Source organism: Brevundimonas sp. PWP3-1b1 (genome assembly GCF_049896065.1).
Classification (GTDB): Bacteria; Pseudomonadota; Alphaproteobacteria; order Caulobacterales; family Caulobacteraceae; genus Brevundimonas; species Brevundimonas intermedia_B.
Genome location: NZ_JAFCTO010000001.1, coordinates 632,053 through 644,405, shown reverse-complemented (window position 1 = coordinate 644,405; position 12,353 = coordinate 632,053). Strand labels below are relative to the sequence as shown.

Genomic DNA, 12,353 nt, shown 5'->3' with positions numbered 1-12,353 from the left:
AACCGCCGAAGTTTCACGTGGAACAGCGGTATTACTTTCCGATGCAGAAGGTCGAAAAGACCTGACCCAGTATGTCCTCGACCCCAATGGCGCCGGTGACCCGCGCCAAGGCATCGGCCGCCCGGCGCAGATCGTCGCCCGCCATCTCCGGCGCGACATCGAGGGCCATGCGCGCTGCGGTCACCGTCGACAGCGCCTCGGTCAACCGAAGCCGGTGACGCTCGCGCGTGATCGCCGGAAAATCCGCCCCCGCCAGATCGGCGGACAGCCGTGCAGCGATCCAGTCGTGAAGCTCTGGCAAGCCCTGCCCGCTTTCGGTGCTGACCGACAAGACCTCCAAACCGCTTGTGGTGTGAATGCTTCCAAGATCGGACTTGTTGGCGACCACCAAGTCATCCGGTCGGGCATAGTCAGCCGCCACCCCGTCCGGATCGCCCGGCGCTCGAACCCACAGACGAAGGTGCGCCTGTTCCGCCCGTAGTCGCGCGCGGCGAACGCCTTCGGCCTCGACCGGATCGTCGCTTTCTCTCAGCCCCGCCGTGTCGGACAGGGTCACGGCGTAACCGCCGATCACCAGATCGGCGTCGAGCACATCGCGGGTGGTGCCGGCGATCGGCGTCACGATGGCCGCCTCTCGTGCGACGAGAGCGTTGAACAGCGACGACTTGCCGGCGTTCGTCTCGCCGATCAGGACGATACGATAGCCGTCCCGCACCCGCTCGCCCCGTCGCCCGGTGTCGACGGCACGGCGCAGATCGTCGGCGAGACGATCCAGTACGGGGCCGGCCGTGCGCGCTAGATTGTCCGGCACCTCTTCGTCGGGGAAGTCGATCTCCGCCTCGACCAGAGCCAGGGCGTGAAGCAGGTCGCGGCGGAAACCGGCGTAGGTCTCGCTGAGCTTTCCATCCAGCTGCCCCAGGGCCTGCCTGGCCTGGGCGCTGGTCTCGGCGTCGATCAAGTCGGCGACCGCCTCGGCCTGGGCCAGGTCCATCCGACCGTTCTGGAAGGCGCGGCGGGTGAACTCGCCGGGTTCGGCTGGACGAACGCCGAGCGCGATCAGGGCGCGGCTGGCGGCCTCGACCACGGCGCGCCCGCCGTGCAGATGCAGTTCGGCGGAGTCCTCCCCGGTGTAGGAGTTTGGAGCCACAAAGCGCAGGACCAGGGCCTGATCGATGTGATCGCCAGCGTAGGTCAGATCGCGAACCGCCGCCATTCGCGGCTTCAGCTTTGCCGCGCCAAGCGCCGTCAGAGACGCTTCGACCGCCGGCCCCGACAGACGGATGACGGCGATGGCCCCGCGGCCGGGTGGTGTGGCCAAGGCGAAAATGGTGTCGGTCATTCTGTCTCCTCCCTGGCGCGAAGCGATGGCGAGGTGGCGCGCCGCGTCAGCGGCGTGACGGAGGGGCCACCAGAGGTGGATGCGGACACAGCCCCTCCACCCCTTCGGGGTCCCCCTCCCCCGATGGGGGGAGGAGACAGGCGGGTCATGGCTTGACGGCCGCTTCCATTAGACGACGAAACTGATCCTGAGCCTGCAGGCCGAAACTGGTCCAGGTCTTCATCAGCTCTTCGGGCTGCATGGCGGCGACATTGGTCTGCATCCGCTTCTGCATCTCGGCGACCATGGCCTCGTTCAGCGGGGTCACGTCAGGCAGCCCCAGAAAGGCCCGAGCCTCCGCCGGGGTGCACTCGACTTCGACATTGACCTTCATCGCGCCGTCTCCTGTTTCACGTGAAACACCGTTTCTGTCTATGGCCAAGCGCGGATCGCGGTACTTGAGAAAGGCGGATCAGGTGTTCATCGACTGGAAGAAGTCCGAGTTGTTCTTCGACTGGCGCAGTTTGTCGAGCAGGAATTCGATCGCGTCCTGCGGACCCATGGGATTCAGGATGCGGCGCAGGACATAGGTCTTGGCCAGCTGGTCCTTCGGCGTGATCAGGTCTTCCTTGCGGGTGCCGGACTTCAGCACGTCGATGGCCGGGAAGATGCGCTTGTCCGCGACCTTGCGGTCCAGCACGATTTCCGAGTTGCCGGTGCCCTTGAACTCTTCGAAAATCACCTCGTCCATCCGGCTGCCGGTGTCGATCAGGGCCGTGGCGATGATGGTCAGCGACCCGCCCTGCTCCACGTTCCGCGCGGCGCCGAAGAAGCGTTTGGGCCTTTGCAGGGCGTTGGCGTCCACACCCCCGGTCAGCACCTTCCCCGACGAGGGGACGGTGGCGTTATAGGCGCGGCCCAGGCGGGTGATGGAGTCCAGCAGGATCACCACATCCTTCTTGTGCTCGACCAGGCGTTTGGCCTTTTCGATCACCATTTCGGCGACGGCGACGTGGCGGGTGGCCGGCTCGTCGAAGGTCGAGGCCACGACCTCGCCCTTCACCGTGCGCTGCATGTCCGTGACCTCTTCCGGCCGTTCGTCGATCAGCAGGACGATCAGGATGACTTCCGGGTGGTTCTTCTCGATCGACTTGGCGATGTTCTGCAGCATCACCGTCTTGCCGACGCGCGGCGGCGCCACGATCAGGCAGCGCTGGCCCTTGCCCAAGGGGGCGACGATGTCGATGACCCGGCCCGAGCGATCCTTCAGCGTCGGATCCTGGATTTCCATGTTCAGCCGCTCCTCGGGATAGAGGGGCGTCAGGTTGTCGAACAGGACCTTGGTCTTGACCATCTCGGGGTCTTCGAGATTGATCGTGTCGACCTTCAGCAGGGCGAAGTAGCGCTCGCCTTCGCGCGGCGCCCGCACGGCGCCGTGGACGGTGTCGCCCGAGCGCAGGCCGAAGCGGCGGATCTGCGACGGGGAGACATAGACGTCGTCCGGACCGGGCAGATAGTTGGCGTCCGAGCTGCGCAGAAAGCCGAAGCCGTCGGGCAGGATTTCCAGCACCCCGTCGGCGATGATCTCGACTTCCTCGTCGGCCAGGGCCTTCAGGATCGCGAACAGCAAATCCTGTTTGCGCAGGTTGGAGGCGTTCTCGACCTCCAGCTGTTCGGCGAAGGCGACCAGGTCGGCCGGCGTCTTCTCGTTCAGTTCCGCCAGGGTGATGCGGCCGTTGGCGACGACGGGTTCGCCGTCGTCATCGTCGTCGGCCGTGGTGTCCACGCCGGAGTCGGCGCCTGCGACTTCACCGGCCTCGTGCTCGGCGCCGTGATGGGTCGGAGCCTGGGCCTCAACGGCTTCGGTCTCGGGGGTGTCGGGATTGGTGTCGCGGACGTCGGTCATGATGCAGGCTCGCGGGCGCACACGGCCAAGAGGCTGCGGCGCGGGTCTCTGAAAATGTCTGGCCATAAGGCCGAAGGGAGGCGTGACGGGCTCCCGCTGGCTCAAGGCCTGCAGGCGTCACGAAGAGAGAGGGACCGCCGACGGCAGATGCCGAACGGTTCACCGCCAGCGGAACCACAGGCGGCGGGTCAGGTCAAGCGGAGCCGCTTAACCGAACGTCCACTCCGTCGTCACCGACAGCACCATGACGATGGCCAAGACGAAGGGAACCTCATTGGTCATGCGCCAGAATTTCCCGGAATATTTCGAGGTGCCCGCCGCGATCTTCTTCCTCTGCGCCGAAAGGAAACCATGCCAGCCGCTGAGCAGGAAGACGCCGGAAAGTTTGGCGATCATCCACGGCTCGGCCAGGAAGCCCGCGCCCCGCGCGGAGACATCGATGTGGATCAGCCAAAGCCCGAACACCCAGGACAGGATCATCGCCGGGTTCAGGATGATGCGCAGTAGGCGCGTCTGCCACAGACGCAACAGGCCCTGCATCTCGCTTTTCAGCGGCTCGGACTTGGACTGCTGTTCGGCGTCATAGGCATAGAGGCGCGGCAGGAACAGCAGCCCGGCCATCCAGGCGATGACGGCCAGGATGTGCAGGCCACGCGCCAGGTCATAGGTATTCATGCCGCCTGTCTCCCGTTTCGATACGGACAGGCCTTCCAGTCCGCCTTGCACCCCTGACCGAACGGCGCAACGCCGGTGCGCGACAGGGCGCTGACCGCCGCATCGGCCAAGGCGTCGATGAACAGGGGTTCGATCCCGACCGCCGGCGCCCGAAGATACGGACTGGCCCCTTTTTCATGGGCCAGTTCGCCGTATTCGATATCCAGCTCGACCAGGGTCTCGATATGTTCGGAGACGAAGGCGATGGGGGTTATGACCACGCCAACGCCGTCCCTGGCCGCCTGTTCGATGGCCTCGGGCGTCGAGGGGCCCAACCATTTCATCGGTCCAACGCGGCTCTGGTAGCAGATGGCGTGGTCGATCGGTCCGCGACGCGCCTCGATGGCGGCGACCACGGCGGCGACGGTCGTCTCGATCTGCTCCTGATAGGGATCGCCCTTGCCGGTCACCAGCTTCTCGGGGATGCCGTGGGCCGAGAACAGCACGCGCACCGTCTGGCCCACCGCCTCGTCCAGTTTCTCGCCTATGGCCTGGGCCTGGGCCTCGACCCAACCCGCTGCGGCCGGATAGCAGCAAACGGCGCGGCTGACGCCCGAACCGCTATAAGCGGCGTTCCAGGCCTTGAGCGAAGACTGCGTCGTCGTGGTCGAGAACTGCGGATACAGCGGCAGCAGCACCACCTCGTCCGGCCCGAAGGCGGCGACCTCGGCGGCCGTCTCCTCGGTCAGCGGATTCCAGTAGCGCATGGCGATGAAGACCCGCACCGTGTCGCCCGACAACCGGGCGTTCAGCACCGTCTCCAGCGCCCCGGCCTGACGACGGGTTTCCGGCAGCAGGGGCGATCCCCCGCCCATCAGGGCGTAGTTGGCCTGGGCGCTGGTTTCGCGCCGGCTGGAGATCAGCTTGGCCAGCGGCGTACGCACGATCCCGGGCAGGCCGATGATGGCCGGGTCGTTGAACAGGTTGAACAGGAACGGCTTGACCGAGGCCTGGTCGTCCGGCCCGCCCAGATTGAACAGCACCACCGCGATGCGGCGGCCTTGGGTCGCTTCGGTCATTGGGCGCCGATCCGCTTCAGAACCTGTTCGACGTGATCGATCGGCACGTCCGGCAGGATGCCGTGGCCCAGGTTGAAGATCCACGGCCCCTGCCCCCAGGCCTCCATCAGCTGATCCACGCGGCGGTCCAGCAAGTCGCCGCCGGCGCGCAGCAACAGGGGGTCGAGCGCGCCCTGAATGGGCTTGATCTGCTGCACCCGTTTGCCGACCTCCAGCGGGCAGGCGGTGTCCAGGGCGACGGCGTCGACCTCGACCTCCCGCGCATACCGCTCTGCAAGCGCCGCAGAGCCCCGTGGGAAGCCGATCAGGGGCACGGTGACGCCCAGCTCCCGCGTGCGCCTCACGAGCGCCTGGTGGGGCTTCAGGACCAGTCTTTCGAACAGATCGTCGGGCAGCCCCTCGGCCCAGCTCTCGAAGATCTTCAACACCTGGGCGCCGGCGTCGGCCTGCATCTTCAGATACCGCGCCGTGGCCTCGACCAGAACCTCCAGCGTCTCATCCACCCGGCGCGGGTCAGCATAGGCGTAGGTCCGGGCCTGGGCGCGTTCGCCCTTGCCGATGGTCCGGTGTTCGCCGTCCAGCATATAGGTGGCCACGGTCCAGGGCGCGCCGGCGAACCCGATCAGAGCCCGCTCGGGCTCCAGGGCCGCACGCACGATCGACAGGGTCTCGCCCACGGACGACAGGTACTCGCCCGCCCCCGCAGCCAGTTCGGCCATCCGACCGGGAATGGGCATCTCGCCCAGACGCGGCCCCTCACCCGTTTCGAACCAGACGTCCTGGCCCAGGGCGCGGGGGATCAGCAGGATGTCGGCGAAGACGATGGCCGCATCGAAGCCGAACCGACGCATCGGCTGCAGCGTCGCCTCGGCCGCCATCTCTGGGTTCAGGCAAAAGGCGATGAAGTCGGGCGCCTCGGCCCGCAGTCGGCGGTACTCCGGCAGGTAACGCCCCGCCTGACGCATGAACCAGACCGGCGGACGCTCCAACGTCTCTCCCCGGAGAGCCCTGAGCATCAAGGGCGTTGTATCGTTGTTCTGGGTCGGATCGGTCATGCTGGACGATTAAGGTCACAGCCCCCCGCTCTCAATCCCTAATCAGATTAAGAATTAAAAGATTCGAAGTGGCAGGTAGGGCGGTGGAATGGCGGGGATGACTTCAGGACAGCCGGCGGAACAAAAGCGGATATCCACGCCCCGCGCATCCTTAACGGGGACGCCATGGACGACAATCCCGTCGGTGGACAATCCCTAACGAAACCTTAACAGGCAAGGGTTTGCGGGGACTTGCGCCTGTGAGCACGGTTAAGCGCCGTTAACCCCTCGTTAGGATTTTCCACAGCGATGGAGAAACCGGTTTTCCGCCTTGGGATGATCCGCCTTGGGATGGGGACCGCCATCCACCGTCATCCCCGCTCGCGGGCCGGGCGAGGAGGGGCTAAGGAAAACGGCGCCCCGACGGTCCAACGCCGTCCCCTAACTTTCAACAGGGAGACAGACAGTCCCATGAGCCCAGCGAGACCTTCGGGACCGGCCCGTCTGGCCACCTATTTCCATGTGCATCTTGTATCGGATTCCACCGGCGAGACGCTGAACGCCATGGCCAAGGCGGTGACGGCGCGCTTCGACGGCGTCATCCCCATCGAACACATCTACGCCCTGGTCCGCTCGGCAAAGCAGATGGACCGGGTGCTGCAGGAGGTCGCGGCCGCGCCGGGCGTCGTTCTGCACACCCTGGTGGATCGAGAGCTGCGCGAACAGCTGGAGGAAGGGTGTCGCCGGCTGGACATGCCGCAGATCGGGGCGTTGGATCCGCTTGTGGGGGCCATGTCCCGCTATCTGGGCGCGGCCCTGTCCACCCGTGTCGGCGCCCAGCATGCCCTGGACCACGACTATTTCAACCGGATCGCGGCGCTGGATTACGCCATGGCCTATGACGACGGCCAAGGGTCGCTGGAGCAGCTGGAGGGCGCCGATGTGGTGCTGTGCGGGGTCAGTCGCACGTCCAAGACCCCGACCTGCATCTATCTGGCGCACCGTGGCATCCGGGCGGCCAATGTGCCGCTGGTGCCGGGCCAGGAGGACGGCGAGCGGCTGACGAAGCTGAAGAAGCCGCTGGTGATCGGCCTGACGGTGTCGCCCGACCGGCTGGTGCAGATCCGCCGCAACCGCATCGACAATCTGAACGCCAACCAGTCGTCCAACTACACCGACCAGGACGCCGTACGCGACGAGACGATCAAGGCGCGGCGGGCCTTCGAACGGCGCGGCTGGCCCACCATCGACGTGACCCGTCGCTCGGTCGAGGAAACGGCGGCGGCGATCACCAACCTGCTCAGCGAACATCGCAACCACAAGATCGGGACCACGTGGTGAAATCAGAGCTTTCAGCTGCGCTATCGCCCAACGGGCTGCTTGAGCGCGAGACCCTGATCCTCGCGTCCAAGAGCGCCGCCCGACGCGCAATGCTGGAAAACGCCGGCGTCGCCTTTGAGGTGCGGGTCGCCAATGTGGACGAAGACGCGATCAAGGCCGTGTCCGCCGATCTGGATGCGGCGGCCCTGGCGGTGCGTTTGGCCGAAGCCAAGGCTCTGGCCGTGTCGCGCGACGATGAAACCGCCTGGGTGCTGGGCTCGGACCAGACCCTGGCCTTCGACGGCGGCCTGGTGTCCAAGGCGAAATCCCTGGACGCCGCGCGTGAGCGGCTGAAATCCATGCGCGGCAAGTCGCATCAGCTGCATTCCGGCGCCGCCTTGGCGACCAAGGGCCAGATCGTCTGGTCCGGCGTCGATGCCGTCGAGATGCGGATGCGGGATTTCTCCGACGCCTTCCTCGACGCCTATCTGGCGGCGGAGGGTGAGGCCCTGCTGTCCTGCGTCGGCTCCTACCGGCTGGAGGGTCTGGGGTCTCAGCTGTTCGAGGCCGTGGACGGCGACTATTTCACCGTCCTGGGCCTGCCCCTGTGGCCCGTTCTGGCGGAACTGCGGCGGGCGGGAGTGATCGCGGCATGAGCACGCACCGCATAACGGGCGCCGCCATGGTCGCCGGGATCGCCGGCAATCCGGTGGCCCATTCGCTCAGTCCGGTGATCCATAACGCCTGGCTGGAGGCGGGCGACATCGACGGCGCCTATGTCCCTTTCGCCCCCGCCGATGCAGCCGGGTTCGCGGCCTTGGTCGCGGCCGGGCGCGCCGGGCTGATCATGGGCCTGAACGTCACCGCGCCTTTCAAGGAACAGGCCTTCGCCCTGGCGGACACAGCGACAGCGGCGGCGCGGCTGACATCCTCGGCCAACATCCTCACGTTCGACGACGGCCGCGTATCCGCCGACAGCTCCGACGGGATCGGACTGATGCGGGGTCTGAAGGAACAGGCGCCGGATCTGGACGTCGCCGGTCGGCCGGTGGTCATGCTGGGCGCCGGCGGTGCGGCGCGCGCCGGGTCGGGGGCGCTGGTCAAGGCCGGGGCGGAGGTTCGCATCGTCAATCGCTCGCCGGAACGGGCCCAGGCCCTGGCCGCCGATCTCGGTCCGTCGGTGCGGGTCATGGCGGCGCCGGACGCCTTTGATGGCGCGGCCCTGGTCGTCAATGCGCTCAGTGTCTCGCCGGATATCGATTTCGACCGGATCGCGCCGGGCACGGTGGTGATGGACATGACCTACAAGCCGCTGGCCACCCCCTTGCTGACGGCGGCGCGGGCGCGTGGATTGCCGACGGTGGACGGCCTGGCCATGCTGATCGGCCAGGCGGCGCCGTCGTTCCAGGCCCTGTTTCGTCGCCCTCCTCCGTCGCTGGACCTGCGCGCCCTGTTGCTGGCGCATCTGGGCGAGACGGTATGATCCTGCTCGGTCTCACCGGCTCCATCGGCATGGGCAAATCGACGACGACGGCCATGTTCGCCGAACTGGGCGCGGTCGTCTGGAACGCCGATGACGCGGTGCATCGCCTCTATGCCCCCGGCGGCGCGGCGGTCGAGCCGGTAGGCGAGGCCTTCCCCGGCGTGGTCGTCAATGGCGCCGTGGACCGAACCCGCTTGGCCGAGGCGCTGGGCCGCGACGAGACCGCCTTTCGTCGGCTGGAAACCATCGTCCATCCGTTGGTCGCCCAGGGCCGGGCGGCGGATCTTGAGGCGGCGCGCGCTGCGGGAACCCGGCTGGCGGTCCTCGACATCCCCCTGCTGTTCGAAACCGGGGGCGACAAGGCCGTCGACGCCGTGGTGGTCGTCACTGCCGATCCCGCGATCCAGGCCGAGCGTGTCCTGGCCCGTCCCGGTATGACGCGCGAACGGTTCGACGCCATCCTCGCGCGCCAGATGCCGGACGCCGAAAAGCGCGCCCGCGCGGATTTCGTGATCGACACCGGCCGTGGCCTCGACGTTGCGCGAGCGGAGGTCGAGGTGATCGTCGCCACCGTTCTGGACCCGTCGTGGATATCTCCCCGGCAAGGCGCGGCTGGCCTTTCGCACTGAGGCGAATGTCTCCATTAAGGGGACATGGCGCGCGAAATCGTTCTGGATACCGAGACCACCGGCTTCGACCCCAAGACGGGCGATCGACTGATCGAGGTCGGCTGTATCGAGATCCAGGATCTGCTGCCGACCGGTCGCACCTTCCACCGCTTCGTCAATCCCGAGCGGCTGATCCCGCCCGATGCGATCCGGGTTCACGGCATCACCGACGACAAGGTCAAGGATGCGCCCAAGTTCGCCGAGATCGCCGACGACCTGATCGAATTTATCGGCGACGCGCAGATGATCGCGCACAACGCCGCCTTCGACCGCAACTTCATCGACCATGAGTACAAGCTGTGCGGCCGGCCGATCACGGGCGAGGCGCGCTGGATCGACACGCTGAAACTGGCCCAGGCCCGGTTTCCCGGCATGCCCAACTCGCTGGACGCCCTGTGCAAACGCTACAAGGTGTCGCTGGTCGAGCGGACGCTGCACGGCGCACTGATCGACGCCCGTCTGCTGGCGGAAGTGTATCTGGAGCTTCGCGGCGGCAAGGAGCGGGTGCTGGACCTGTCGTCCGGCCCGGTCGGTCGTGGTCCCGGCGGCGCGCTGGAAACCGCCGTCTATGGCCAGCGTCCACGCCCGCTGGCTCTGCGCTCCACGCCCGAGGAACAGGCCGCACACGTCGCCTTCCTGGCCAAGGCGCTGAAGGACCGCTCGCTGTGGGAGGCCTATGGCCTGCCGGCGCAGGAAGACGCTGCCTGATTTCTGCGAGGCTAAACCCCTCGCGCTCAAGTCATGAGCGAACGCAGAGCCTGTCCTCGGGCCGATCAAAGATCGGACCCGGGCGACCGTAGCGCGGCGCGAAGCGCCCTCAGAAATCAGGCTTGGCGAAAGCCAAGCACGTCCTGCATGTCGTAGAGGCCGGTCTTGCGGGTTCGCACCCAGGCGGCGGCGGCGACGGCGCCCTTGGCGAACAGGCTGCGATCAATGGCCGAGTGGCTGAGGGTCAGGACCTCGTCCTCGGAAGCGAACAGGACCGTATGTTCGCCGATGATGCCGCCGGCGCGGATGGAGGAGAAGCCGATCTTGCCGCTTTCGCGCTCGCCCTGGACGCCGTCGTAGGGTTTGGACTGAAGGTCCGCCAGGTCCGCGAACCGGCCCTCGGCGGCGGCTTCGCCCAGCATCAGGGCGGTGCCCGACGGCGAATCCACCTTCCTGCGGTGGTGGGCCTCGGTGATCTCGATGTCCCAGTCCTGGGCGTCCAGACGCTGGGCGGCATGCTGGACCAGGCCGATCAGGATGTTCACGCCCAGGGAGAAGTTGCCGCTCTTGACGATGGCGATCTTCTCGGCGGCCTTCATCAGCTCGGCCTCCTGCTCGGCCGTGAAGCCGGTGGAGCCGATGACCAGGGCCGGACCGCCGCGTTCCGCCGCCGCCTGCGCTAGCGACACCGAGGCGTCGGGGGTCGAGAAATCGATGATCACGTCGCACAGCGACAGATCGGCGGTCTCGCCCCAGTCGAAGCGGGCGGCGACGACAACGTCCTCACGCGCATCCAGCACCTGGGACACCGCGCGACCCATCCGGCCGCGATAGCCGGAAATGCCGGCGTGGAAGATTGCGCTCAAGCCGCCGTCTCTTTCGATCCGTCCGCGTCCTGGTTGCCCAGGATGTCGGCCCAGAAGCGCTTCGCCTTTCCGGCGAAGCTGGAGTTGCGAGGGTTCTGCCCCTCGCCGAACGACAGGGCAAGCTCTTCCAGCAACTCACGCTGGCGCGCGGTCAGATCGGTGGGCGTTTCGACGAACAGCTCGACGACCAGGTCGCCCCGGTTGCGGCCGTTCAGATGGGGCATGCCCTTGCCCTTGATGCGGACGGTCTTGCCGGTCTGGGCGCCGGCCGGCACGGTGACGGCGGCCCTGCACTTGCCGTCGCAGGCGTCCGACACCAGGCAGGGCGCGTCGATCTCGCCGCCCAGGGCCGCCACCGTCATCGGCACGGGCACGGTGACCAGCAGGTCCAGGTTGTCGCGCTCGAACAGGTCGTGCGGCGTCACCGAGATGAAGACATAAAGGTCCCCGCGCGGTCCGCCGCGCTGGCCTGCATCGCCCTCGCCCGACAGGCGGATGCGCGAGCCGTCGTCGACGCCGGCCGGAATCTTCAGGTTCAGGGTGCGGTTCTTGCGGACCTGGCCGTGACCGTGGCAGGTCGTGCAGGGATCGGCGATCATCTGACCCTGGCCGTGGCAGCGGGGGCAGGTGCGCTCGACCTGGAAGAAGCCGTTGGCCTGACGCACGCGACCGGCGCCTTGGCAGGTGGTGCAGGTGACAGGCTTGGTGCCCGGCTTGGCGCCGGATCCTTCGCAGGTGTCGCAGGTCATGGTCGAGGGGATGTCGATCTCGACGTCCTCGCCCTTGTACGCCTGCTCCAGGGTGATCTCCAGATCGTAGCGCAGGTCCGAGCCGCGCCGCGGTCCGCCCTGCTGGCCCCGACCCTGGCGACCGCCGAAAGCGTCCCCGAACGCATCGCCGAACACCTGCGAGAAGATGTCGTTGATGTCCGAAAAGCCCTGCTGGCCCTGGCCGAAGCCGCCGCCTGCGCCGCCGTTCACGCCCGCATGGCCGAACCGGTCGTAGGCGGCGCGTTTCTGCTCGTCCGACAGGACCGTATAGGCCTCGGAGATTTCCTTGAACTGGGCCATCGACTCTTCCGAACCGCCGTTGCGGTCGGGGTGATGGATCATCGCCAGCTTGCGATAGGCGGCCTTCAGACCAGGGGCGTCGATCGTGCGTTCGACGCCAAGAACCTCGTAATAATCACGCGCCATCGGGCGTCCGTCCTCATACTTCCCCTGCCGTTCGCCCCGGATCTCTGCGGACCCTGGAGGAAAACGGTGTCCCGGCTGACATGGGGGCCGGGACGAACGATGCAAGTTTCAGAAAAAGGCC

At 66.9% G+C, this 12,353-nt stretch carries 13 protein-coding genes; 5 read left to right on the top strand and 8 right to left on the bottom strand.

The genetic code is table 11. The features are described from left to right. Window positions 1–31: 31 nt before the first annotated feature. The 6 genes from mnmE to hemE form a co-directional block, all read right to left on the bottom strand. Window positions 32–1,339, bottom strand: a complete 1,308-nt coding sequence (gene mnmE, locus ACP69V_RS03065) for a tRNA uridine-5-carboxymethylaminomethyl(34) synthesis GTPase MnmE (protein WP_426022595.1) — start codon at window positions 1,337–1,339, stop codon at window positions 32–34. A 145-nt stretch (window positions 1,340–1,484) separates the two neighbouring features. Next, complete coding sequence (locus tag ACP69V_RS03060) at window positions 1,485–1,712, bottom strand: DUF6489 family protein (RefSeq protein WP_426022594.1); 228 nt, start codon at window positions 1,710–1,712, stop codon at window positions 1,485–1,487. A gap of 78 nt (window positions 1,713–1,790) precedes the next feature. Beyond that, window positions 1,791–3,224, bottom strand: a complete 1,434-nt coding sequence (gene rho / locus ACP69V_RS03055) for a transcription termination factor Rho (RefSeq protein ID WP_135194321.1) — start codon at window positions 3,222–3,224, stop codon at window positions 1,791–1,793. A 207-nt stretch (window positions 3,225–3,431) separates the two neighbouring features. Further along, on the bottom strand, window positions 3,432–3,899 hold the full coding sequence (locus ACP69V_RS03050; RefSeq protein WP_346497037.1) for a CopD family protein: 468 nt from the start codon (window positions 3,897–3,899) through the stop codon (window positions 3,432–3,434). Beyond that, entirely contained in the window at window positions 3,896–4,957 is a 1,062-nt protein-coding gene (gene hemH, locus ACP69V_RS03045) for a ferrochelatase (RefSeq protein WP_426022591.1), read from the bottom strand. Before hemH ends, ACP69V_RS03050 begins: the two co-directional genes overlap by 4 nt. Further along, window positions 4,954–6,012, bottom strand: a complete 1,059-nt coding sequence (gene hemE / locus ACP69V_RS03040; protein WP_426022589.1) for a uroporphyrinogen decarboxylase — start codon at window positions 6,010–6,012, stop codon at window positions 4,954–4,956. Before hemE ends, hemH begins: the two co-directional genes overlap by 4 nt. A gap of 450 nt (window positions 6,013–6,462) precedes the next feature. Between hemE and ACP69V_RS03035 the strand changes: the two genes are divergently transcribed. From ACP69V_RS03035 to dnaQ, 5 genes are read left to right on the top strand one after another with little or no spacing between them, the layout of a single operon-like run. Continuing rightward, window positions 6,463–7,332, top strand: a complete 870-nt coding sequence (locus ACP69V_RS03035; protein ID WP_426022587.1) for a pyruvate, water dikinase regulatory protein — start codon at window positions 6,463–6,465, stop codon at window positions 7,330–7,332. Continuing rightward, on the top strand, window positions 7,329–7,967 hold the full coding sequence (locus ACP69V_RS03030; RefSeq protein ID WP_426022586.1) for a Maf family protein: 639 nt from the start codon (window positions 7,329–7,331) through the stop codon (window positions 7,965–7,967). The genes ACP69V_RS03035 and ACP69V_RS03030 overlap by 4 nt, the downstream gene beginning before the upstream one ends. Continuing rightward, on the top strand, window positions 7,964–8,794 hold the full coding sequence (locus ACP69V_RS03025) for a shikimate dehydrogenase family protein (protein WP_426022585.1): 831 nt from the start codon (window positions 7,964–7,966) through the stop codon (window positions 8,792–8,794). Before ACP69V_RS03030 ends, ACP69V_RS03025 begins: the two co-directional genes overlap by 4 nt. After that, window positions 8,791–9,423, top strand: coding sequence for a dephospho-CoA kinase (coaE, locus tag ACP69V_RS03020; protein ID WP_426022583.1), 633 nt, complete (start codon window positions 8,791–8,793; stop codon window positions 9,421–9,423). The genes ACP69V_RS03025 and coaE overlap by 4 nt, the downstream gene beginning before the upstream one ends. Window positions 9,424–9,447: 24 nt before the next feature. Next, window positions 9,448–10,170 carry a DNA polymerase III subunit epsilon gene (gene dnaQ / locus ACP69V_RS03015; protein ID WP_426022582.1) on the top strand — a complete coding sequence of 241 codons (723 nt, stop codon included), beginning with the start codon at window positions 9,448–9,450 and terminating at the stop codon, window positions 10,168–10,170. A gap of 116 nt (window positions 10,171–10,286) precedes the next feature. On the opposite strand, the gene dapB is transcribed toward dnaQ, so the two are convergent. After that, window positions 10,287–11,036, bottom strand: coding sequence for a 4-hydroxy-tetrahydrodipicolinate reductase (gene dapB, locus ACP69V_RS03010; protein ID WP_426022580.1), 750 nt, complete (start codon window positions 11,034–11,036; stop codon window positions 10,287–10,289). Next, complete coding sequence (gene dnaJ, locus ACP69V_RS03005) at window positions 11,033–12,232, bottom strand: molecular chaperone DnaJ (RefSeq protein ID WP_426022579.1); 1,200 nt, start codon at window positions 12,230–12,232, stop codon at window positions 11,033–11,035. The genes dapB and dnaJ overlap by 4 nt, the downstream gene beginning before the upstream one ends. Between the last annotated feature and the right edge of the window lie 121 nt (window positions 12,233–12,353).